The organism is Desertihabitans brevis, assembly GCF_003327535.1.
In the GTDB taxonomy this organism is placed as follows: Bacteria; Actinomycetota; Actinomycetes; order Propionibacteriales; family Propionibacteriaceae; genus Desertihabitans; species Desertihabitans brevis.
Genome location: NZ_QOUI01000005.1, coordinates 258,215 through 280,643, shown reverse-complemented (window position 1 = coordinate 280,643; position 22,429 = coordinate 258,215). Strand labels below are relative to the sequence as shown.

Sequence of the window (22,429 nt, the reverse complement as noted above, 5' to 3'; positions counted from 1 at the left end):
GGCGCTCAGTACTGGGCGCGGCCGTGGCGCCAGTAGCCGACGAAGGTGATGCGGTCCTTGGCCAGCCCGGCCTGCACCAGGTGCCGGCGGGCTCCGGTGGCCAACGCGGACTCCCCCGCCACCCAGGCGTAGCAGCGGGCGTCCGGCGTCGACAGCTGCTGCACGGCGGTCAGCGCCAGCGCGCCGGGGACCGCGTGCGGGTCGGTGCGCGGCAGCCAGCGCAGCTCGACACCGGCGGGTGCGGGGAGCTCGCGGACGTCCTCGGCCGAGCCCACCTCCAGCAGCGCCGTGCCGCGCGCGTCGGCGGGCAGGCTGTGCAGGATGCCGGCGATCCCGGGCAGGGCCGTCTCGTCGCCGACCAGCAGGAAGGACGCGACGTCTGCGGGCGGGGCGAAGGTGATGCCCTCGTCGATCAGCGCCACCGGGTCGCCCTCACAGCAGCCGAGCGCCCAACCGATCGCCGGCCCCGGCTGCTGGCCGTCCGGGGCCTCGTGGACGGCGAAGTCGATGTCGAGCTGGGAACCGCCGTCGCCGTGGCGCAGGTCGGCGATCGTGTAGTTCCGCAGCACCGGACGCCGCGCCGCCGGGAGGGCGCGGTAGCGGGCGTAGGAGAGCAGCCCCATCGAGCCCGGCAGCCGCTCCAGCGAGCCCTCGCCGGCGGGCAGGAAGAAGCGGACCCAGTGGTCGTGGCCCATCGGCTCGATCGCCGCCAGGTCGTCTCCGCCCAGCACGACGCGGACGAATCCCGGCGACACCCGGTGCCGGTCGAGTACCCGGGCGTGCACCAGCCCCTGGCTGGCGGGCTTGGTCCGGCTGACGGCCATCGGTCCTCCTCGAGCGGGTAAGGCGAGCCTAACCGAACGGAACCCGCGGGGCACCACCCCGCGGGGAGGTGGGACGCCGCCCTCGGTACAGTCGCAACGGCATCTGAAGCACTCCAACCGAGGAGGAACCCATGGGGGTTTACACCCTTCCTGACCTGCCCTACGACTACAGCGCCCTCGCACCGCACATCGCGCCGGAGATCATGGAGCTGCACCACAGCAAGCACCACAACACCTACGTGACCGGCGCCAACACCGCGCTGGAGAAGCTGGCCGAGGCCCGGGAGAAGGAGGACTTCGCCAACGTCAACAAGCTGGAGAAGGACCTCGCGTTCAACCTCGGCGGTCACGTCAACCACTCGGTGTTCTGGAAGAACATGTCGCCCGACGGCGGCGGCGAGCCCGACGGCGAGCTGGCTGCGGCGATCGAGGAGTTCTTCGGCGGCTTCGCCGGCTTCAAGGGCCAGTTCGCGGCCAACGCGGCCGGCATCCAGGGCTCCGGCTGGTCGGTCGTGGCCTGGGACGTCCTCGGCCAGCGGCTCAACATGTTCCAGCTCTTCGACCAGCAGGGCAACCTGCCCGTCGGGCAGATCCCGGTGCTCCAGCTCGACATGTGGGAGCACGCCTTCTACCTGCAGTACAAGAACGTCAAGGCCGACTACGTCACCGCCTGGTGGAACGTCGTCAACTGGGCCGACGCGACCGAGCGCTTCACCAAGGCGCGCAGCGCCACCCCCGGTCTGGTCTGAGTCCGACCGCACCGGCGAGAGCCGCGTCCCGCCCGGGACGCGGCTCTCGCGCGTCCGGGCCCACCCTCGACCCCGCGCCGACCGGGTCGGCATGATCGGGGCCATGAGCGCGCCGTTCCCCACCGACTGGCAGCGGGCCGTGGTACTGGTGGCCCATCCCGACGACATCGACTACGGCACCGCCGCCGCGGTCGCCCGCTGGACGGCCGAGGGCCGCACCGTCGGCTACGTGCTGGCCAGCCGCGGTGAGGCGGGGATCGAGGGTCTGGCGCCCGAGCAGGCCGGTCCCCTGCGGGAGGCCGAGCAGCGGGCCGCCGCCGCCGAGGTCGGGGTGGACGACGTCGAGTTCCTCGGCTTCCCCGACAGCGCGCTGCACGACACCCCGGAGCTGCGGGCCGCCCTGCGCGAGGCCGTCACCCGCCGCGGCGCCCACCTCGCCGTCGTCGGCTTCTTCGGCGCCGCCTGGGACGACGACTCCCCCAACCAGAGCGACCACATCGAGCTCGGCCACGCCGCGGTCGGCGCGCTGGCCGGCAGCGGCGTCCCGCTCTACCAGCAGGACCCCCGCGGCGACCTGCTCGTCGACGTCGAGGACCAGGTGGTGGCGTGCGTCCGCGCCGTCGCCGCCCACGCGACCTACTTCGCGGTGCTCGACCCGCAGACCCCGGTGCCCGAGCAGGCGCGGGCCGTGGTCGAGATGTGCTGTCCGCCGCACGAGGACCTCGGCGGCCGGCACGCGATGGTCTTCAGCCGGGTCTGAGGCTCAGGACGCCCGCCGGCGTCGGAGCGGGCGGTGCGGCACCTCCTCGGCCAGCCGCCCGTGCAGCGCGAGCATCCGCTCCACGCTGGCCGACCAGGCGTAGCGTTCGGCCCGGCGGCGGGCGCCCTCGCGGAAGGGCCGGCGGGGCTGGGCGGCCAGCCGCAGCACCGCGTCGGCGATCCCCTCGGTGGTCGGCTCGCCCCAGGCCCCGGAGCGCTCGTCGACCAGCTCGCGGGCCCCGCCGCGGTCGGCGGTGACCACCGGCGTCCCCGAGCCCAGGGCCTCCAGGACGGCCAGCCCGAAGGTCTCCACCGGGCACACCGACAGCGAGATGTCGGCGCGGGCGAAGGCGGCCGCCACCTCGAGCCGGGAGCCGACGTAGCCGTGGAAGTGCACGGGCGCGTCCCCGGCGATCTCGACCAGCTCCTCGGAGTGCGGGCCGGTGCCGTAGACGTCGAGCCGGACCGGCACACCACGCCGGTGCACCTCGACCGCGGCGGCCACCGCCAGGTGCGGGCTCTTCTCCCGCGACAGCCGGCCGATGTGCACCAGCTTGAGCACGCCGTCCTCGGCCGGCTCACCGCGGCTGGGGTGGAAGGTCTGCAGGTCGACCCCGAGCGGCACCCGGACCAGGGACGCACCGGTCGGCGCCCACTCGTCGGCGGCGTAGTCGGAGGTCACCACCACCGCGTCGAAGGCCTTGGCCAGGCGGTGGTAGAGGGTGGTGAGCCCGGGGACGCGGCGGGCCGGGCGCTTGAGGAAGAGCGACAGCTGGGCGTCCAGCCGCTCGTGGCTGAACAGCACCGAGCCGATCCCGCGCCGGCTGGCCCAGCCCGCCACCGGCGACAGCGTCCACTTGTCGGAGACCTCGACGCTGGTCGGGTGGAACTGGTCGAGCACGTCGAGGGCCCGCCAGGGCTGGGCGATCATCCGGTACCCGCCGGTGAGCCGCGGCGCCCGGACCCGCACCACGATCCCGGCCTCGGTCTCGGTGACCTCGTCCTCGCGGCCCGGCACCACGAGGATGCGCTCGGCGCCGGCCTCGACGTAGCCCCGGCCCAGGGCGTCGACGGCGGTCCGCATGCCGCCGGAGACGGGCCCCACGAAGTTGGCGAGCTGGGCGATCCGCAGTCTGCCGGGGTCGGTCACGGTGCTCCTGTCCGGGGAGGTCCGGCGGCCGGAACGACCGACGCGGTGCCCACCAGGTGGTGGGCACCGCGTCGGAGCGTAGCCGTTGGCCGGACGATCAGGCGTTCTTCGAGGTGTCCTCGGTGCCGGCGTCGTCGGAGGCGGCGGCCTCCTCGTCACGGGCCTCGGTGACCTCCTCCGACGCCGTGTCGGTGGTGGTCGGCTCCGGCTGCAGGTCCTCGGCCGGGGCCTGCTCCTCGACCTCACCCCCGGTCTCGTCGGCGGGGGTGACCTCCGCCGGCTCCTCCTCGGTCGACCCGTGCTGCGGCGCGCTGGCGGCCGGTGCGGCGGCCTTCGCCTTCGGCTGGACGGCCGTGGTGATGACCTCGATCACCGCCATCGGGGCGTTGTCGCCCTTGCGCGGGCCCACCTTGGTGATCCGGGTGTAGCCGCCGTCGCGACCGGCCACGGCCGGGGCGATCTCGGCGAACAGGACGTGCAGCACGTCCTTGTCCCGGATGTGGGTGGCCACCTGCCGGCGCGCGTGCAGGTCACCCCGCTTGGCCTTGGTGATCAGCTTCTCCGCCAGCGGGCGGACGCGCTTGGCCTTGGCCTCGGTCGTGGTGATGCGCCCGTGCTCGAACAGCTGGCTGGCCAGGTTGTCGAGGATGATGCGCTCGTGGGCCGGGCTGCCACCCAGGCGCGGACCCTTGGTCGGTGTCGGCATGTCAGTTCTCCATCAGGTGCGGTGCTGCGCGGTGGGCACCGGCAGCGCTCGGGCTGGGCGTCAGTACGTCAGGTACTGCCCGGTTGTGCTCAGTACTGCTCGGTCTCGGCGTAGTCGACCTCGTCCTCGGCGCCCTCGTCGTAGCGGGCGGCCATCGGGTCGTAGCCCGGGGCGCTGTCCTTGAGCGACAGACCCATCTCGACGAGCTTCTCCTTCACCTCGTCGATGGACTTGGAGCCGAAGTTGCGGATGTCGAGCAGGTCCTGCTCGCTGCGTGAGACCAGCTCGCTGACGGTGTGGATGCCCTCGCGCTTGAGGCAGTTGTAGGACCGGACGCTGAGGTTGAGGTCCTCCACCGGCAGCGCCAGGTCGGCGGCCAGCTGCTCGTCCACCGGGGACGGGCCGATCTCGATGCCCTCGGCCTCGACGTTCAGCTCGTGGGCCAGACCGAACAGCTCGACCAGGGTGCGGCCGGCCGAGGCCACCGCGTCCCGCGGGGTGATCGCCTGCTTGGTCTCGACGTCGACCACGAGGCGGTCGAAGTCGGTGCGCTGCTCGACGCGGGTGGCCTCCACCTTGTAGGTGACCTTGAGCACCGGGGAGTAGATGGAGTCGACCGGGATGCGCCCGATCTCGGCGTCGACGTTCTTGTTCTGCACCGCCGAGACGTAGCCGCGGCCGCGCTCGACGACCAGCTCCATCTCGAGCTTGCCGTTGTCGTTGAGGGTGGCGATGTGCAGGTCGGGGTTGTGCACCTCGACGCCCGCGGGCGGGGCGATGTCGGCGGCGGTCACCGCACCGGCACCGGCCTTGCGCAGGTACATCGTCACGGGCTCGTCCTCCTCGGAGGAGACGACGAGGCCCTTGAGGTTGAGGATGATCTCGGTGACGTCCTCCACGCAGCCCTCGATGGTCGAGAACTCGTGCAGGTTGCCGTCGATCTTGATGCTCGTCACCGCCGCGCCCGGGATGGACGACAGCAGGGTGCGACGCAGCGAGTTGCCGAGGGTGTAGCCGAAGCCGGGCTCCAGGGGCTCGATGACGAACCGGGAGCGGAAGTCGGCGACGACCTCCTCGGTCAGGGTGGGGCGCTGTGCGATCAGCATGGTGTCTTCGTTCCTTCCCCACGTCCACCGCTATCTGAGGACGTGGAACCGCACCTGCATCCGGCAGGTGCGGGGTGCCCGCCGCAGCGGGCCGGGGCCGTCGCAGGCCGGACGGACCGGCCTGCGACGGCGTGGCTCACTTGGAGTAGAGCTCGACGATCAGCTGCTCCTGGACGTCCACCGTGATCTGCTCGCGGACGGGCAGGGAGTGGACGAGGATGCGCATCCGGTTGGGACGCGCGTCCAGCCAGGCCGGCACCTCGCGCTCGCCGTGGGTCTCACGGGCGACCACCAGCGGGTGCAGGTTGAGCGACTTCGGCTTGACGTCGATGACGTCGTGCGCGCTCACCCGGTAGGAGGGGATGTTCACCTTCTGGCCGTTGACCAGGAAGTGGCCGTGCACGACGAGCTGGCGGGCCTGCCGGCGGGTGTTGGCGAACCCGGCGCGGTAGATCACGTTGTCCAGACGGGACTCGAGGATCTGCAGCAGGATGTCGCCGGTCTTGCCCTCCTGGCGGTTGGCCTCCTCGTAGTAGCGACGGAACTGCTTCTCCATCACGCCGTAGGAGAAGCGCGCCTTCTGCTTCTCGCGCAGCTGCAGCGAGTACTCCGAGTCCTTGGTGCGGCCGCGGCCGTGCATGCCCGGGGGGTACGGACGGCGCTCGAAGGCCTTGTCGTTGCCGACGAGGTCGGTCCCGAGACGACGGGACTTCTTGGTCATGGGGCCGGTGTAACGGGCCATCTCTCAGTCCTCTTCTTCTTCTCGGGCGGTCAGATGCGACGCCGCTTGGGCGGGCGGCAGCCGTTGTGCGGCACCGGGGTGACGTCGGAGATGGCCCCGACCTCCAGCCCGATCGCACCCAGCGAGCGGATCGCGGTCTCGCGGCCCGGGCCGGGGCCCTTGACGAACACGTCGACACGCTTCATGCCGTGCTCCATCGCGCGACGCCCGGCGGCCTCGGCCACCATCTGCGCGGCGAACGGGGTCGACTTGCGGGAGCCCTTGAAGCCCACCGTGCCCGACGACGCCCAGGCGATGACGGCGCCGGTGGGGTCGGTGATGGTGACGATGGTGTTGTTGAACGAGCTCTTGATGTGCGCGTGGCCGGCGACCACGTTCTTCTTCTCCTTGCGGCGGACCTTCTTGGCGCCGCCGCGACCTGCAGTAGCCATGTTTCTCTCTCCCTGGATCTGGTCTCAGCGGGCGCGGGTCAGCGCGCCTTCTTCTTGCCGGCGACGGCCTTGCGCTTGCCCTTGCGCTGACGCGCGTTGGTGCGGGTGCGCTGGCCGCGGACGGGCAGACCCATCCGGTGGCGGCGGCCCTGGTAGGAGCCGATCTCCACCTTGCGGCGGATGTCGGCGGCCACCTCGCGGCGCAGGTCACCCTCGACCTGGTAGCTCGCCTCGATGTGGTCACGCAGGGCGACCAGCTGCTCGTCGTTCAGCTCGTGGACGCGGAGATCGCCACTGATCCCGGTGGCGGCCAGGGTCTCCAGGGCGCGGGTGCGTCCCACCCCGAAGATGTAGGTGAGGGCGACCTCGAGGCGCTTGTCGCGCGGGAGGTCGACTCCGATCAGACGTGCCATCTGGCAGTTCCTCTCAGCTCCGGTCCTGGCCGTGGAGGCCGGCGAGTTTCCAGCTCTGGGACCGCGAAGGTGTCTGGCGTGACGCGTCCCCGTGGGCCCCGCCGGTGCGGCGGGAGGGGCCTCGGCCTTCGTCCGAGGGTGGGCCCGGCTGCGAGCAGCCGGGGTACGTCCACGCTTTTCGTGGCTCCGTCCGGAGCCGTGTGCAGTTGTGGGCGCCGGTCGACAGGGTGTCGGCCGGCGGGCGGCGCCTGGGTCAGCCCTGGCGCTGCTTGTGCCGCGGGTTGTCGCAGATCACCATCACGCGCCCGTGGCGGCGGATGACCTTGCACTTGTCGCAGATCTTCTTGACGCTCGGCTGGACCTTCATCGAGCAACCTTCTCAATCAGCGCGAGCGCGCCTCGGGCGTCCCGGGGACGCGGCGGGGCACGCCTGCGGTCGGTGGATGTGGGTGGTGCGGCTCAGCTCACTTGTGCCGGTAGACGATGCGTCCACGATCGAGGTCGTAGGGCGAGAGCTCGACGACGACCCGGTCGCTCTTGAGGATGCGGATGTAGTGCTGCCGCATCTTGCCACTGATGGTGGCGAGCACCGTGTGGCCGTTCGCGAGCTCAACCCGGAACATCGCGTTCGGCAACGCGTCGACGACGGTGCCCTCGAGCTCGAGCGCGCCTTCCTTCTTCGCCATTGACCTCTCGATCTCCCCACGCGCACCGCGGAGCGCAGACACGTGGATGGTGGTTGGACAGGATGATCCCCCGGCACGGGTGACCGACGATGTAGCCTACGCCATCCGCCGCACCGACCCAAATCGCCGCCGGCCGCGACCGCGACGGCTCAGGCGGTGGCGGCGCCGAGACCCTTCTCGGTGTACAGCTCCACCGACTCCCGCAGCGCCTTCAGCACGTACTGGGGGAACTCCAGTCCCTGCCGGTGGGCCCACAGCAGCTTCGCCTCCAGCCGGCCGACCTCGCGGGCGTAGGCGTGCAGGTCGGCGTCGAAGCCCATGGTGTGCATCAGCCCACCCATCTGGGCCTTGTAGCGCTCCATCGCGTTGGTCCCGGCGAGGTTGTAGGAGAGGCTGCGCAGCTGACGGGCCAGATACATCTGCCAGGGCTTGAGCCGCCCGCTCTGCACCAGGGCGGTGGCTGACATCTTGTAGAAGGCGAAGTGGCCGGGCTCCTGCTGCTTGATCGGGCCGACGATGGTCTTGGCGATGGCGTCCTCCCCCATCTCGACCAGACCCTTGGTGAAGCTGTTGTAGGCGATCACCGCCTGCCGCTCGGTGCTCGCACCGGTGAGGTAGTAGAGCAGCCGGGTGATGTCCTGGATGGGACGCAGGTGCGACAGCGCGCCGAGGATCTTCATCTTCATCGACACCTCCAGCACCGGCTCGGCGGGCGGCTGCCCGAGGTCCTGCTGGAGCCGGTCGAGGATCAGCCCGTGCTGGATCTCCTGCGGCTGCCAGACGTCGGCGTAGAAGACCCGGTCGACCTCCTCGACGTCGGGCAGCAGCACCAGCAGCTCGAGCACGTTGCGGTCCACCTCGAGCTCGACGCGGGCCAGGTAGTCGAGCACGTGGCCGAAGCGACGACTCACCTCGGCGGGGTTCTTGACGGTGCGGTCGACCGAGCCCAACGGGATCGGCGGGTACAGCTCGCCCAGGCGCAGGACGTGATCCATGATCTTCTGCTGGGTGATGACGGGTCCTGCCACGGCGGTCATGCTAGTCCAGCAACGGCGGGGTTTGGAGCGAGATCTGCAACGGTTCTGTTGTGTTAATCACGGCGTCGCCACCCATCCGTCGGAGGGTCGGCTACGGGACACCCGCACGGCCGGCGACGAGCCCGTCGCCCGCCCCTGGCGAGATCCTCAGAGCAGCAGGAGCGTGAGCAGCAGCACGACCAGCACGACGCCGGCCACCACCCCGCCGGTGACGACCAGGGCCAGCCCCCCGGGCCGCCGGGACTCGGTCAGCTCGCCGGGCGCGGCCCGTCCGCTCTCCACGATCGCCGGCGTCTGGTGGGTGGGCCGCGGGCCGAGCGCGGTCACCACCGGCACCAGGTCGCCCAGCCGGGTGGCGGAGAAGAGCACGTCGAGCTGGCGGTGGTACTCCTCGGAGTCGATCCGCCCCTCGGTGTAGGCCGCGTTCAGCTGCTCGCTCAGGCTGGCCCGCTCCTGCTCCTCCACGGGCGCGTCGGGACTGCTGCGGTACTTCGACGAGATCGGCAGCTGCTCCACGACCTCAGCCTAACCGCGGGAGGTCCGCCCGCCCCGCCGAGCGGATCGGTCGAGGGGTCGTCGCGGACGGAGAACCCCTCCGACGTTCCGCTCGCTGCGGCTCGCCCCGCTGGGCGGCGTCCAGGGCCGCCTCGACCGCCTCCTCGCCGGGAGGTGGTGGCGGAGGCTCGTCCCCGGCCCACCAGGCGGGTTCGAGGAGGGTCCAGGTGTCCCTGCGGCGGTCGCGGGTCGAGCCGCGGTGGTGCCCGGAGCGCAGGCGGCTCACGAGCCGCTCCGCGTGGTCGAGCAGGTCGAGGCTGTCCGCACGCACCACGGTCAGACCGGCCGCCTCGAACCGCTCCTCCCGCTCGTTGTCGGCCCGGTGCTGCCTCCTCCCCCGGTGGTGCTGGCCGTCGAACTCGCTGACCAGGCCCGCCTCAGCGTCCAGCAGGTCGGCGATGCCCAGCAGCTGCTCGTCCGCGCCGAACACGGGGACGTTCACCCGTGGCCGTGGTAGCCCGGCGGTCAGCTGGTAGAAGAGGCGGAACCGGCTCTCCCAGGCGCTGCGGCTGGCCGGGTCGACCAGGGTCAGCGCCATGCGCAGCCGACGCACGCCCCGGCCGCCGCCGATGAGTCCGAGGTGGCCGTGCAGCGTGACCGGGGACACCCACCCCGCGTGCAGGCAGCCGTCGGCGAAGGCCACCGCCTCGGCGAGGTCGCCGGCGGTCCGCATGGCGTCGATGGTGGCCTGGGCCGGCGTCGCGACCGGCAGCGCGATGGTGACCGTGCCGGTGCCGACGGCGTCGCGGGCCCGGACCTCGACGACCGTCCGACCGACCAGCCGGCCGCGGGAGAACGACACCCCGGAGGCGGGACGGCGCCGGGTGGCCGGGCCCGCCAGGCAGATCGGCACCGGCTGCTCCTCCGCGGTGAACGGGTTCCTGCCGTCGAGACCGGGGACGCCGGCGAGCAGCGCCGCCGCCCAACCGGTGAAGGCGCCCTCTGCGGGCACCAGCGCCGCGGCGTCGAGGACGCGCTGCAGCGGCGGCAGGGACGGGCCCGACCCACCGGTCCGGTGGTGGCCCCGGCTGGTGCGTACCCAGGCCCGCGAGCGCACCATGTCCTTGGTGATGCCGAGTCCGCGCAGCGTCGCACCGTCCTGCGGCACCCGGGCGGTGGTGGTCCGTACTGGTCGCACCGCTCCACCCTGTCGGCCTGGCGCCCCGCGCGCCCGCCGGAAGCGGGACCGTCCACAAGCCTCTTCCTGCCGCGAGCGGAACGCTGGAGGGGCCCGAGCGCCCGTCGGACCCCTCGGACGTTCCGCTCGACGACTCAGGCGGTGGGAGGCGGGACCAGACCGGTGTGGAAGGCGGCGAAGGCGAGCTGGTCGGCCCACTCCGCGGCCACCTTGTGCCGGGGGCGTCCGGCGCCGTGGCCCGCGCTGGTGTCGATCCGGGTCAGCACCGGCGCCTCGCCGCGGGTGGCGTACTGCAGCTGGGCGACGAACTTGTGCGAGTGCAGCGGCACCACCCGGTCGTCGTGGTCGCCGGTGGTGACCAGCGTGGCCGGGTAGCGGGTGTCGACGGCCACGTTGTGCAGCGGGGAGTAGCGCCACAGCACCTCGAAGTCCTCGGCGACGTCGGGGTCGCCGTAGTCGGACTTCCAGGCCGCGCCGATGGTGAAGCGGTGGAACCGCAGCATGTCGAGGACGCCGACCGACGGCAGCGCGACGGCGGCCAGGTCGGGACGCTGGGTCATCACCGCGCCCACCAGCAGGCCGCCGTTGCTGCGGCCGTGGATGACCAGCTGGCCGGGCCCGGTGACGCCGGTGGCGAGCAGGTGCTCCCCGACCGCGATGAAGTCGTCGAAGACGTTCTGCTTGGCGGCCAGCCGGCCCTGGTCGTACCACTCGCTGCCGTACTCCCCGCCGCCGCGGAGGTTGGCGATGGCGACGGTGCCGCCCGCGGCCAGCCAGGCCGACCAGCCGGGCCGGTAGTCCGCCGCGACCGGGATCTTGAACCCGCCGTAGCCCCACAGCAGGGTCGGGGCCGGGCCGTCGAGGTCGCGCCGGCGGATGACGAAGTACGGCACCTCGGTGCCGTCGGCGCTCACCGCGCGCTGCCGCGTCGTCACGACGTCGAGGCGGGGTGCGGAGGAGTCCGGACGCGACAGCGCGGTGACCGTGCCGGTGGCGGCGTCGACCACCCAGCTGCGCTGCGGGTCGGTCACCGTGGACAGCCCGACGAAGCCCTCGGGGTTGCCGGGGTCGCCGTCGAGGGCGAGCAGCGAGCCGCCCTCGACGCTTAGCCGACCGAGCAGCTTCCCGCCCAGCGACCAGCGCTGGAGCACCGGGGTGGCGTCGACGAGGTGCTCGGTGACGACGACGTCGCCCATCACCACCGCCGCGGCCAGGGCGTCCTCGCCCTCGGGCACCACCTCCACCCAGACCGCCGGCGCCCCGTCGACCGCGTCGACGAGGTCGACGGCGGTGATCCGGCCCAGCGGTGCGCCGGCGTCGGTGTGCACCAGCAGCCGACCGTCGGCGACGGCGACCGGCTCGTACTCGGCGTCGGCGGTGTCGACGAGGCGGACCGGGTCGCCGATCACGGTGCCGTCCTCGCCCGCGGTCAGCGGCCAGACCCAGAGCCGGTTGGTCCGCTCGGTGCCGACCGAGAAGGTGGTGACCAGCCACCGCTCGTCGTCGCTCACCTCAGCGTGGATGGACAGCCGGGGCTGGTCGGGGTCGGTATGGACGAGCTCGTCCTGGGCGGGGTCGGTGCCCAGGCGGTGCCGCATCAGGTGGGCCCGGCCGACGTCGCCGGTCTCGGTGCCCGCGGCGTCGGCGCGCTCGGCCTCGGGGTAGGCGAGGTAGAGGTAGGAGCGGCCGTCGGGCAACCAGGTGGGCACGCAGAACTTCGTCATCACCACCGGTTCGTCGGCCAGCGGTGCACCGTCGAGGTCGGCGACCCGGATCTCCTGCCAGTCCGAGCCGCCGGTGCTCACCGTCCAGGCGACCCGCTGCCCGTCCCGGCTGACCGCCACCGACCCGATCGAGGCGGTGCCGTCCTCCGACAGCGTGTTCGGGTCGACCAGCACCCGACCGCCGCCGGAGACCAGCTCGGTCAGCGAGTCCGCGACGTACCAGACGTCCTGGGCCTGGCTGCCGTCGTTGCGGGTCTGCAGGTAGCGCCCGGCGCGGCGCAGCGGCGTCCCGAGGCGGGGCTGGTCGACGACGGCGCGCATGGTGGCGGTGAACCAGTCGCGGTGCGGCAGCGCCGACAGCGCCGCCTCGGTGGCCTCGTTCTGCTGGCGCACCCACTCCCGGGTGTCCTCGCTGTCGGGGTCCTCCAGCCAGCGGTAGGGGTCGGGCACCAGCCGGCCGTGCAGCAGGTCGGCGGTCTCGTCGCGGCGGGTGGTCGGCGGTCGGACGGCGGGGGTCTCGCTCACCGGCCCGACCCTACCGAGGCGTCCCGACGCCCGGGGACGCTCCTCCTGCGGCAGCCGCGTCGTTCAGTCGGAGGAGTGGCTGAGGTCCCTCGCCCGGAGCAGGGCCTGCAGCCGTCGCCGCGGCAGGAAGGCCAGCCGGGCGGTCTTGTCGGGCAGCCGGATCTCCGGCCCGAGCTCGAACCCGGTCCGCTCCAGGCGGGCCAGCGCCCGGTCGTTGCGGCTGTCGGGTTCGACGACCAGCCGCTGCACCCCCGGGTCGGCGAAGAGGTGGCCGGCGAGTGCGGTGCCGAGCAGCTCGGTGAACCCGGGCACCGGTGCCGCCCCGGACTCGGGTGGGGCCTGCAGCAGGTGCATGCCGAGGTCGCCGGGCTGGACGTCGTAGCACTCCCCCACCGGGTCGTGCTCGGGCTGGTAGGTCTGCAGCAGCGCGACCGGGCGGCCGTCCAGGCGCACCCAGAAGGCGTGGTGGGTCTCCAGCGAGTCGAGGTAGCGGTAGATCGCGTCCACCTCCTCCGCGCTCTTGCCGACCATGCCCCAGAACCGGGCCCGCTCCTCCCCCACCCAGCCGTGCAGCACGGCGAGCTCCTCGCTGCCGGGTGAGACGTCCAGCGGCGCGACGGTGACCACGCCGAGACCCGGGACGACGGTGCGGGACACGGGTCCGCTCACGGGTGCTCCTCCTGCGTCGGGACGTCGTCCCACTCGACCAGCGGCACCAGCTGCCCGGCCGTCCAGAGCGGCAGCTGGTCGTGGTGGTGCGCCGACGACGGGTCGCCGGCCGCGCCGAAGGGCACCACCCAGCCGCTGCGCGTCCGGTCGGCCAGGTCCCACACGTAGCGGGCCACCGGGCCGCGGGAGCAGCGGTCGGTGACGCCGGGGACGCTGCTGGTGGCCAGCACGCAGTTCCCGTCGCCCGACAGCGCCACCTCGGGGGTGGCGGGGTCGTCCAGGCCGTGCAGCGGGACCAGCCGGTGCCGCTCACCCCACGGTCCGGTGGTGCCGGCCGCCTCCTCCAGGGCGGCGCGCACGCCGGCGAGGACGTCGATGCCGAGCTCGGAACCCCGGGTCAGGAGCGTCTCCCAGGCCAGGCCGATCCGTGCGGGGAGGTCGAGCCAGCGGTCGAAGAGCGGGGAGTGCCCGGTCGGGGTGCGGAGCGGGGCCAGCGGCTCCTGGTCGGCGAGCCAGTGCACCAGCGCGGTCCGCCAGGCGGCGAAGGCGGCGGCCTCCTCGCTGTCGGCGTCGACGTGGGCGTCCCAGGCCAGCAGCCGGTCGCGGAGGGCGGCCGCGGCCCCGTCCACGGCGGCGGTCGCCAGGTGCGGACGGGCCACCTCGACCGACCCGAGCCGGGTGTCGGTGGCCCAGCCGCGGGCGACCTCGGGGGTGACGGGACGGCTGGCCAGCACGAGCTCGCGCAGCCGTCGGGCGCGTTGCGGCGGGGCGTACTCCGGGCCGAGGCCGCCGCCGCTGGCCCGGTCGTTGGCGTTGACCTCGACGTCGGGGACGTCGCGGCGGGGCATCTCGCGCCAGCCGCGCCAGGCGTCTCCGGCGACCCAGGCCCGTCCGGGGTGGAGGGTGAGGGCGTCCTCGCGGTCCGGGACCTTCCCCGCCAGCAGGTGGCGGGCGCCGTCGGCGTCGGCGACCACGACGCTGTTGACCGGCTCCACCCAGTGCTCGAGGGCGGCCTCGACGTCGGCGACCGTGCGGGCCCGCAGCAGCGGCAGCAGCGCCTCGAATCCGAGGTCGGCGAGCACCTGCCCGGGCACCCGCAGGGACAGGGTGGGAGCGCCGTGGACGTCGAGGGCGGGCGGCTCCAGTCCGGTGACGACCGGGCCGCGGGAGGTCCGCAGGCAGGTGACGGTGACCGTGGTCGCGCTCGGGGTGGAGGGGTCGGGGGTGCGGACGGTGAGGGTCTCCTCGTGGGCGTCGACGGGTTCCCAGCCGTCGGGGCCCTCGGCCTCCCAGCGGTCGTCGACGCGGCGCAGCCGTTCGGCGTAGAGGTCCTGGTAGTCGGCCATCGCGTTGGTGATGCCCCAGGCGACCGGGCCGGCGTGGGCGAAGTGCTGGACGCCCGGGACGCCGGGGAAGGTGAAGCCGTGCACGTCCACCCCGGGGCAGCGCAGGTGCACCTGGGCGTAGACGCCGGGGATCTCCAGCAGCCGGTGCGGGTCGCCGGCCACCAGCGGACGACCGCTGGTGGTGTGCCGGCCGGCGACGGCGACGGCGTTGCTGCCGCTGCCGGTCTCGCCCTCGACGCCGAGCAGCCCGACCGCCTCGGGACCCAGCCGTTCGGCCACCGTGGCCCGCCACAGCTTGGTGGGGAAGCTCGCGAACAGCACGTGCGCCACCCAGAAGAGGCCCAGCGACGTCCACGGCTCCCAGGCCCGGACGTCGGTGGCGCCGAGCCGCCGCAGCTCCGTCGAGCCGGCCGCGGCCGCCGGCAGCCCCTCGTTGACGCCCTCGACGTAGGCGTCCACGAAGGCCCGGGTCTCCGGTCCGAGCCGGTCGTAGGCCTCGCGCGCGGTCGCCTCCAGCCGCACCTGCCGGGCGAAGACGTCCCAGGCCAGTCCGGCCTCCCCCAGCCACTCGGCGGTCCGGCCCTCCATCCGCCACCGGTCCAGCTCGATCTGCCAGACCCGGTCCTCCGCGGTCACCCGGCCCTGCAGCCGGGCCAGCGCGAGCACGTCGGGAGCCTGCAGGTGCGGGATGCCCCAGGCGTCGCGGCGGACCTCGGTGATCACCGGGCCGCCGCCCGCGCCACCGGGTTCGCCAGCGTCCCGCTCATGATCAACGAGCTCGCCTGGTCCGTCAGGTCGACCATCTGCAGAGTATTGCGCAGCTGCAGCCGGTTGAGGCAGGAGTGGGCGAAGCGCGGCGCGCGCAGATCGAGCCGTCCGGCCAGCTCGGGGTGGTCGGCCTCCCACTCGTCCAGGCAGTCGGCCACCAGCGCCCAGAAGCGGTGCACGTCGAGCAGCCCGTCGACGTCGAGGACGGCCGCCACGAAGCGCAGCACCCCGTCGAACACGTCGGTCTGCACCGACAGCGCCGCGACGTCCTCGCCCACCGGTGCGCGGACCCGCTCCACCTGCGGCGGCAGCGGCCGGTCGGCCGACAGCACCGCCACCTCCTCGCCGATGTCCTTCATGATCATCCGCGCCGGGGCGTGGTCGCGGAGCACCATGATCAGGTTCTCCCCGTGCGGCATGAACGCGAGGTCGTGGGCGAGCAGGCAGTGCGCCACCGGACGCAGGTAGACCCGCAGGTAGCGGCGCACCCACTCCGCCGCGTCCAGCCCGGACCCCCGCACCAGCGCCGCCAGGTGGGACCGGCCGTCGGCGTCGCGGTGCAGCAGCGAGGCCATCGTGGCCAGCCGCTCGTCCGGGGCGAGCCCCGGCACCGGCGACTCCCGCCACAGCGCCGCCAGCATCTTCTGGTACGGCGAGCCGGCCGGGAGCCGGGTGTAGACGCTGCCGGTGTAGCCGATCGTGGCGTGCTCGCGCAGCACCGAGAACCCGCAGCCGCGCAGGGTCGCATCACCGCGGACGAGGTCGGCCACGTAGTCGTTGATCGCCGGGGTGGCCCGCATGTAGCGCGCCGACAGTCCGCGCAGGAAGCCCATGTTCTGCACCGCGAGCGCGGTCTTGACGTAGCTGCGGTCGGGACGGTCGACGTCGAAGAAGGTGCGGATCGACTGCTGGGCCTGGTAGCGGTCCTCGGTCTCGCCGAGGTGGACGAGGTAGCGGCGGGCCACGTCGGCGGCGAAGGTGATCGCCACCCGGGTGTCCCACTGCCAGGGGTGGACGGGCAGCAGCCGGTAGTCGGCCGGGTCGAGGCCCAGCCGCTCCAGCCGGTCGTGCAGCAGCTGCAGACCCTCCGCGCCGACCTCGTCGCGGTAGTGCTGCTCCTCGGTGACGTCGCGGGCGGCGGCGAAGTGGCTGAGTGTGCGGCGGGCCGCCACCCAGACCAGGCGCTGGGGACGTCCGGCCTCGGGGGACCAGGTGTCGTGGGCCCGCCGGCCGAACCCGATCCGGCCGTTGTTGGCGAGGAAGGCGGGATGCCCCTCGGTCATCGCGGCCTCGATCTGCTGGAAGCCGGCCCCCAGCAGGTCGTCGGCGCTGGCCGCGGCGGAGGTCCACTTGTAGGCCAGGCTGGCCAGCGTGCTGCTGACCTCCTCCAGGTAGGTGCCGAGCAGGGTGTCGGGGATGCCGAGCACCGGGGCCAGCTCGACCACCAGCTCCAGGACGTCCAGCTCGCGCGGCTCGCCGTCGACGGTGCGGCCCACGGTGGCGGCCTCGACCACCCAGTGCTCCAGCGGGTGATGGACCGCGGCGAAGGTGTAGCGCACCCGGCCGCCGTCGACGTCGACCGCCCACCGGTCCTCCCCCAGCCGCCGCGGCGCGAGCAGGCGCTCGTGGCTGAACTCGGCCAGTGCCTTGGTGACCAGGTGCCGGTGCGCGCGGGCGGCCACCCCGGGCTCGAGGTGCGGCGCCGAGTCGTCGGGACGCTCCGCGGGCTCGGGGCCGAGCGCGCTGGTGCGGAAGGCCTCGCGGGTGCAGAAGGAGAGCGCGGCGGTCTTGTCGCTCAGCCGCACCAGCCGGTCGACCACGAACCCGGCGGCGGCGTTCTTGGCCGCCACCAGCCGGTTCCCGACATCGGGCTCCACCACCACCCGCCGGACGGCCGGGTCGGCGAAGCAGAAGTCCATCACCGCCGCGAACACCGCCGAGGTGAACCCGGGCACCCGCCGCTCGGCCGGGCCGACGAGGACGTGCATGCCGAGGTCGCCGTCGCGGACCGGGTAGTGCTGGGCCAGCTCGGAGCGGGCCGGGTCGTAGGTCTCGGCGAGGAAGGCCGGCGCGCCGGCGACCGAGCCGAGCCAGGCGGAGTGGGAGGGGTCGGCGTCGATGGCGGCGTAGGCGGCGCGGACCGTCTCGAGGTCGGCCTCCTGCATGCCCCAGAACCGCGACCGCGGGGAGGTGACCCAGCCGTGCAGCAGCGCGGCGTCGCGGTCGGGGTCGAGCGGCTCGATGGTGATCGGGCCGAGGTCGGTGCCGGGACGCGGGGGCGCGGTCCAGGGAGATCCCGCGTCGACGGCGTCGGGGCGGTGGGGTCGGGTGGTGGTGGTCATCGGGGGTCCTCGCCGTTCGACAGGCTCAGGGTGTTGTGGTGGGAGCCCGGTGCGTGGTGGTGGGAGGTGGGCGCGCTGGCGTCCGGGCGGAGGGCGCGGCGGGGACGCGGGTCGTCGGCAGGCGGCCGGGCCGGCACGGGCGGGCGGGGGTCGCCGACGGCGAGGTCGGCGGGGACGCCGAACTCCTGGAAGGCGATCCGCTCCTCGATCGGGTAGACCTCGCGGCCGAGCATCTGGGCGATGATGACCGAGTTGCGGTAGGCGCCCATGCCGAGGTCGGGGGCGCTGAGGCCGTGGGTGTGCTCCTCGGCGTTCTGCACGAAGATCTCGCACTGGCCGTGGTCGACGGCGTAGCCGCGCCCGACGTCGAGGCGGCCCTGGGCGTCCCAGCGGATCCGGTCGGCCAGCGGGATGAGGAAGGCCGGCACCCGCGCTGCGTACCCGGTGGCCGCGACCAGACCGGCGGTGGACGTCCGCAGCGGCTGGTCGGTCTCCAGGTGGTGCAGGTCGAGGGCGAAGCGCTGCCCGTCCCAGGACGCGCCCCGCAGCTCGGCGCCGGTGAGCAGCCGGGTCGGCACCGGGCCGTCGACGCTGAGGCGGTACAGGGTGTCGAAGATGGTGTCGACGAGGTCGCCGCTGATCCCCTTGTAGAGGTGGCGCTGCTCGCGTCCCAGCCGGTCGCGGGTGGCCGGCGGCAGGGCGTGGAAGTAGGAGGTGTACTCCGGGGAGGTCATCTCCAGGGTGAGCTTGGTGTACTCCATCGGGAAGAACCGCGGGGAGCGGGTGACCCAGTCCAGCCGGTAGCCGCCCTCCCGGATGCCCTCGAGCAGGTCGAGGTAGATCTCGGCCGCGCTCTGGCCGCTGCCGAGCACGGTGATCGACTCCCCCGCGCGCAGCCGGTCGCGGGCGGGCAGGTAGTCGGCGCTGTGCACCACCGGGGCGCCCAGCCCGTCCAGCGGCCACGGCAGCGAGGGCTGGGTGCCGACGCCGAGCACGATCCGCGGGGCGCGGTGCACCTCGGTGCTGCCGTCGGCCAGCACCGCCTCGACCCGGTAGCCCCCGCCGTCGTGGGTGATGCTGCGGACGGTCCGGCCGAAGCGGATGCTGGGCAGCCGGGTGCTGACCCAGCGGCAGTAGGCGTCGTACTCCGCGCGCAGCGGGTAGAAGCTCTCGCGGATGTAGAAGGGGTAGAGCCGGCCGTGCTGCTTGAGGTAGCTGAGGAACGACCACGGCGAGGTGGGGTCGGCCATCGTCACCAGGTCGGCCAGGAACGGCACCTGGATGGTGGCGCCCTCGAGCATCATCCCGGGGTGCCAGGAGAAGGCGTCCCGGGCCTCGAGGAAGACGCCGTCCAGGTCGTCCAGCGGGTCGGTGAGGGCGGCCAGCCCGAGGTTGAAGGGGCCGAGCCCGACGGCGACGAAGTCGTGCTCGCCCGCCTCGCGCACGCCGCTCACCCGGCGTCCCCGACCAGCTCGAGGACGTCCTGCTCGGCCGGCGCGGGACCGCCCAGCGTCCGCCCGTGGTCGACGAGCAGGTCCAGCACCTCGCGCAGGTGGGCGGGGGTGGTGGCGGGGTTGAGCAGGGTCAGCTTGAGCCAGGCGTGGCCGTCGACGGTGGTGCCGGCCACCATCGCCCGGCCGGAGGCGAACAGCCGGCTGCGGATGAGCGGGTTGAGCCGGTCCGCCTCGGCGACGGTGACCCCTGCGGGGCGGTAGCGGAAGAGCACGGTGCTCAGCCGCGGCGGGCAGAGCAGCTCCAGGTCGGGGTCGGCGGTGACCAGGCTGGCGGCCTCGGCGGCCAGGTCGATCACGGTGTCGACGTGGCGGCCGATGGTCTCCGCGCCCATCACCCGCAGGGTCAGCCACAGCTTGAGCGCGTCGAAGCGCCGGGTGGTCTGCAGGCTCTTGTCGACCTGGTTGGGCTCCACCGCCTGCCGGGGGTTGAGGTAGTCGGCGTGGTAGGTGACGTGGCGCAGGTCGGCGCCGTCGCGCACCAGCAGCGCGCTGGAGGCCACCGGCTGGAAGAAGCTCTTGTGGAAGTCGACGGTGACCGAGGAGGCCCGCTCGATGCCGTCCAGCCAGTGCCGGCGGGTCGGCGAGACCAGCAGCCCGCAGCCGTAGGCGGCGTCCACGTGCAGCCAGACCCCGGCGGCGGTCGTCACGTCGGCGACCTCAGCGATCGGGTCGAGGACGCCGCGGTCGGTGGTGCCGGCGGTGGCCACGACCGCCATCACCACGTCACCGGCGGCGCGGACGGCCTCCAGCTCGGCGGCCAGCGCCTCGGGCGACATCCGGCCGGACGCGTCCACCGCCACCTCGCGGACGGCGTCGGTGGACAGCCCCAGCAGCCGGGCCGCCTTGGTGACGCTGAAGTGGCTGTTCGCGGTGGCGAGCACCCGCAGCCGGCCCAGCTCGACCGGCAGCCGGTCGCGGCAGTCCTCGCGGGCCAGCAGCAGGCCCTGCAGGTTGGACTGCGTGCCGCCGCTGGTGAACACGCCGTCGGCGGTCGCGCCGAACCCGATCCGCTCGCAGGTCCACCGCACGAGCCGGCGCTCGACCAGGGTGCCGCTGGTGCTCTGGTCCCAGGTGTCGACCGAGGTGTTGATGGCGCTGGCCAGGGCGTCGGCGGCGACCGCGGGCACCGCCACCGGGCAGTTGAGGTGGGCGAGGTAGTGGGGCTCGTGGAACCACACCGCGTGGTCGACGTAGATCTCGGCGGCCTCGGCCAGCGCCGCCTCGACGGTGCCGACCGGCCGGTCGAGGTCGACCGCGTCGACCAGACGGGTCAGCTGCTCGAGGCTGGCACCGGAGTACGGCCGGTCGACGGTGGTCAGCCGGCTGGCCACCAGCTCGGTGGCCTGCGCCATCGCGGAGCGGTAGGCGTCGGCGGAGGCGGCGTCGAGGAGGTGAGTGGCCGCGGGGGTGGGCTGGCGCACCGGTGGTCCTTTCTTAGGCATCCCTTAGCAAGGTTAGCCTCACATGACCTGACGTCCCGCTGTCAACCGGGGCGGAAGGTGAGACGCGTCGCACCGTCACGCAATCGCAACGCCGGTGATGCTTGGCAGCGGGCGGGTAGGGCGTGATCATGAGGTGATCATCGGCTCGTGCTGGAGGTCGACATGGAGGGGTACCGCGCACCGGCGGTCGAGGTCTCGCCGCTGCAGTCGGAGGGTGTGCTGTCAGGGTTCCTGCTCAGCGGGCGCTGGCCGCAGGACCTGGTGGAGTGGTCGAAGGTGCTCTGCCTGGCCGTCCGGATGGCCGCGGTGCCGGGGCTGCTGCCGAGCAGCACCGTGTTCCGGGTCTGCGAGGACCGCGTCGAGGAACCACCGCCGGAGATGGTCGGGCTGGTGGTCGCCGAGGGCACGCTGGTCGGTGAGGAGGCGCTCGGGCCCGGGTGCATCGAGCCGCCGGTGCCGATGGGGCTGCTGGTGCTGCACCCGCCCTCGACCACGGTGCCCAGCGTGGCCGACCACGAGGTGGCCTCGGGGTGCATCTTCCTGCCGGGGCTGCCCTACCTGGGCCTGGACCACCGGGCCAGCTGGGTGGAGTCCGACGCCGCGGGCACCGTGACGCGGCTGGTCAACCGGCAGGACCTCGATCCCTACTCCGACGCCGACACGGCCGCGCTGTCGGTGCTGCTGGCGGCCTGAGCGCCGGGGCGGGTGGCCCGCACTCCGGCAGGCCCAGGGCGGCTGTGGTGGGTCGGCCTCAGGAGGCGAAGCCGTCCGGGTTCTGCTGCTGCCAGCGCCAGTGGTCGGCGGTCATCTCGTCCAGGGACTTGGTGGCGACCCAGCCGAGGTCGGTCAGCGCCTGGGAGGCGTCGGCCCAGAAGGCGGGGATGTCGCCGGGACGACGCGGGCCCACCTCGTGCGGGATCGGACGTCCGACCGCCTTCTCGAAGGAGCGCAGCACCTCCAGCACCGAGTGCCCGCGGCCCGTGCCGAGGTTCCAGATGTGCACCCCGCCGTGGTCGGCGAGGTAGTCCATCGCCCGCACGTGGCCGTCGGCGAGGTCCATCACGTGCAGGTAGTCGCGCACGCAGGTGCCGTCGGGGGTGTCGTAGTCGTCGCCGAAGACCACGAGCTTCTCCCGGCGTCCGACCGCCACCTGCGCGATGAAGGGCACCAGGTTGTTCGGGATGCCCTGCGGGTCCTCCCCGATCCGGCCCGAGGGGTGGGCGCCCACCGGGTTGAAGTAGCGCAGCAGCGCGATCCGCCAGCGGTCGTCGGCCGCGCCGACGTCGGTGAGGATGTCCTCGATGTGCTCCTTGGTGCGGCCGTAGGGGTTGAAGGCGTCCCGCGGCATCTTCTCCAGGTACGGCGCGACGGCGAGCTCGCCGTAGACGGTGGCCGAGGAGGAGAAGACGATGGTGCGGACGTCGGTCGCCTCCATCGCGCGCAGCAGCGACAGCGTCCCCGCGACGTTGGTCGAGTAGTAGTCCAGCGGCACGCGGGTGGACTCCCCCACCGCCTTCTTGCCGGCGAAGTGGATGACGGCGTCGATGCCGTGCTCGCGCAGCACCCGCTCGACCAGCGCCTGGTCCAGCATGTCGCCGCGGACGAAGGTGTGGCTGCGGCCGGTGATCTCCTCGACGCGGCGCAGGCTCTCCTCGCTGGCGTTGCTGAGGTCGTCCAGCACCACGACCCGGTGCCCGGCCTCGAGCAGCACCACCGCGGTGTGGGATCCGATGTAGCCGGCTCCGCCGGTCAGCAGCACGTCCATGGGTGTCGATCCTCCCTCTCCGCTGCCCGATCCTGCCA

Annotated in this window: 22 protein-coding genes; 3 read left to right on the top strand and 19 right to left on the bottom strand. The window is 73.2% G+C overall.

All coding sequences use genetic code 11. From position 1 onward, the window contains the following. Positions 1-5: 5 nt before the first annotated feature. Positions 6-824 carry a siderophore-interacting protein gene (locus DT076_RS10160; RefSeq protein WP_114126541.1) on the bottom strand — a complete coding sequence of 273 codons (819 nt, stop codon included), beginning with the start codon at positions 822-824 and terminating at the stop codon, positions 6-8. A gap of 131 nt (positions 825-955) precedes the next feature. On the opposite strand from DT076_RS10160, the gene DT076_RS10155 reads away from it, so the two are divergent. Both DT076_RS10155 and DT076_RS10150 read left to right on the top strand, forming a co-directional pair. Continuing rightward, positions 956-1,573 carry a superoxide dismutase gene (locus DT076_RS10155; protein WP_114126540.1) on the top strand — a complete coding sequence of 206 codons (618 nt, stop codon included), beginning with the start codon at positions 956-958 and terminating at the stop codon, positions 1,571-1,573. A 103-nt stretch (positions 1,574-1,676) separates the two neighbouring features. After that, entirely contained in the window at positions 1,677-2,333 is a 657-nt protein-coding gene (locus DT076_RS10150; protein WP_114126539.1) for a PIG-L deacetylase family protein, read from the top strand. Positions 2,334-2,336: 3 nt separating this feature from the next. Here DT076_RS10150 and DT076_RS10145 read toward each other — a convergent pair whose 3' ends face one another. The 17 genes from DT076_RS10145 to DT076_RS10065 form a co-directional block, all read right to left on the bottom strand. Beyond that, a complete protein-coding gene (locus DT076_RS10145; RefSeq protein WP_114126605.1) occupies positions 2,337-3,416 on the bottom strand; it encodes a glycosyltransferase in 1,080 nt (359 codons plus the stop codon). A 163-nt stretch (positions 3,417-3,579) separates the two neighbouring features. Next, positions 3,580-4,188, bottom strand: a complete 609-nt coding sequence (gene rplQ, locus DT076_RS10140; RefSeq protein WP_114126538.1) for a 50S ribosomal protein L17 — start codon at positions 4,186-4,188, stop codon at positions 3,580-3,582. 89 nt (positions 4,189-4,277) lie between these two features. After that, positions 4,278-5,294, bottom strand: a complete 1,017-nt coding sequence (locus tag DT076_RS10135) for a DNA-directed RNA polymerase subunit alpha (RefSeq protein ID WP_114126537.1) — start codon at positions 5,292-5,294, stop codon at positions 4,278-4,280. Positions 5,295-5,430: 136 nt separating this feature from the next. After that, positions 5,431-6,036 carry a 30S ribosomal protein S4 gene (rpsD, locus tag DT076_RS10130; RefSeq protein WP_114126536.1) on the bottom strand — a complete coding sequence of 202 codons (606 nt, stop codon included), beginning with the start codon at positions 6,034-6,036 and terminating at the stop codon, positions 5,431-5,433. A 29-nt stretch (positions 6,037-6,065) separates the two neighbouring features. Beyond that, positions 6,066-6,467: a 30S ribosomal protein S11 gene (rpsK, locus tag DT076_RS10125; RefSeq protein ID WP_114126535.1), complete on the bottom strand. Its 402-nt coding sequence runs from the start codon at positions 6,465-6,467 to the stop codon at positions 6,066-6,068. A 38-nt stretch (positions 6,468-6,505) separates the two neighbouring features. After that, complete coding sequence (gene rpsM, locus DT076_RS10120; protein ID WP_114126534.1) at positions 6,506-6,880, bottom strand: 30S ribosomal protein S13; 375 nt, start codon at positions 6,878-6,880, stop codon at positions 6,506-6,508. A 253-nt stretch (positions 6,881-7,133) separates the two neighbouring features. Further along, complete coding sequence (gene rpmJ / locus DT076_RS10115) at positions 7,134-7,247, bottom strand: 50S ribosomal protein L36 (protein ID WP_002514836.1); 114 nt, start codon at positions 7,245-7,247, stop codon at positions 7,134-7,136. A gap of 97 nt (positions 7,248-7,344) precedes the next feature. Then, positions 7,345-7,566 carry a translation initiation factor IF-1 gene (gene infA, locus DT076_RS10110; protein WP_090592297.1) on the bottom strand — a complete coding sequence of 74 codons (222 nt, stop codon included), beginning with the start codon at positions 7,564-7,566 and terminating at the stop codon, positions 7,345-7,347. A 149-nt stretch (positions 7,567-7,715) separates the two neighbouring features. Further along, positions 7,716-8,594, bottom strand: a complete 879-nt coding sequence (locus DT076_RS10105) for a GTP-binding protein LepA (protein ID WP_233493850.1) — start codon at positions 8,592-8,594, stop codon at positions 7,716-7,718. Positions 8,595-8,750: 156 nt separating this feature from the next. Further along, positions 8,751-9,119 carry a DUF1707 SHOCT-like domain-containing protein gene (locus DT076_RS10100; protein WP_114126532.1) on the bottom strand — a complete coding sequence of 123 codons (369 nt, stop codon included), beginning with the start codon at positions 9,117-9,119 and terminating at the stop codon, positions 8,751-8,753. 4 nt (positions 9,120-9,123) lie between these two features. After that, entirely contained in the window at positions 9,124-10,296 is a 1,173-nt protein-coding gene (locus DT076_RS10095; protein ID WP_147264117.1) for a PDDEXK family nuclease, read from the bottom strand. A gap of 134 nt (positions 10,297-10,430) precedes the next feature. Beyond that, positions 10,431-12,545: a prolyl oligopeptidase family serine peptidase gene (locus tag DT076_RS10090; protein WP_114126530.1), complete on the bottom strand. Its 2,115-nt coding sequence runs from the start codon at positions 12,543-12,545 to the stop codon at positions 10,431-10,433. A gap of 63 nt (positions 12,546-12,608) precedes the next feature. Then, on the bottom strand, positions 12,609-13,214 hold the full coding sequence (locus DT076_RS10085; RefSeq protein ID WP_114126529.1) for a GNAT family N-acetyltransferase: 606 nt from the start codon (positions 13,212-13,214) through the stop codon (positions 12,609-12,611). After that, the gene (locus tag DT076_RS10080) at positions 13,211-15,283 is read right to left on the bottom strand and encodes a penicillin acylase family protein (RefSeq protein ID WP_114126528.1); all 2,073 of its coding nucleotides are present in this window, start codon (positions 15,281-15,283) and stop codon (positions 13,211-13,213) included. The genes DT076_RS10085 and DT076_RS10080 overlap by 4 nt, the downstream gene beginning before the upstream one ends. Further along, complete coding sequence (locus tag DT076_RS10075; protein ID WP_114126527.1) at positions 15,280-17,670, bottom strand: GNAT family N-acetyltransferase; 2,391 nt, start codon at positions 17,668-17,670, stop codon at positions 15,280-15,282. The genes DT076_RS10080 and DT076_RS10075 overlap by 4 nt, the downstream gene beginning before the upstream one ends. Further along, positions 17,667-19,124 carry a lysine N(6)-hydroxylase/L-ornithine N(5)-oxygenase family protein gene (locus DT076_RS10070; RefSeq protein WP_114126526.1) on the bottom strand — a complete coding sequence of 486 codons (1,458 nt, stop codon included), beginning with the start codon at positions 19,122-19,124 and terminating at the stop codon, positions 17,667-17,669. The genes DT076_RS10075 and DT076_RS10070 overlap by 4 nt, the downstream gene beginning before the upstream one ends. Continuing rightward, on the bottom strand, positions 19,121-20,605 hold the full coding sequence (locus DT076_RS10065) for a pyridoxal phosphate-dependent decarboxylase family protein (protein ID WP_233493848.1): 1,485 nt from the start codon (positions 20,603-20,605) through the stop codon (positions 19,121-19,123). Before DT076_RS10065 ends, DT076_RS10070 begins: the two co-directional genes overlap by 4 nt. Positions 20,606-20,773: 168 nt before the next feature. Here DT076_RS10065 and DT076_RS10060 point away from each other — a divergent pair, with 168 nt between their 5' ends. Further along, the gene (locus tag DT076_RS10060) at positions 20,774-21,319 is read left to right on the top strand and encodes a peptidase (RefSeq protein WP_233493846.1); all 546 of its coding nucleotides are present in this window, start codon (positions 20,774-20,776) and stop codon (positions 21,317-21,319) included. A gap of 58 nt (positions 21,320-21,377) precedes the next feature. Here DT076_RS10060 and galE read toward each other — a convergent pair whose 3' ends face one another. Then, the gene (gene galE / locus DT076_RS10055) at positions 21,378-22,391 is read right to left on the bottom strand and encodes a UDP-glucose 4-epimerase GalE (RefSeq protein WP_114126524.1); all 1,014 of its coding nucleotides are present in this window, start codon (positions 22,389-22,391) and stop codon (positions 21,378-21,380) included. Positions 22,392-22,429: the final 38 nt, after the last annotated feature.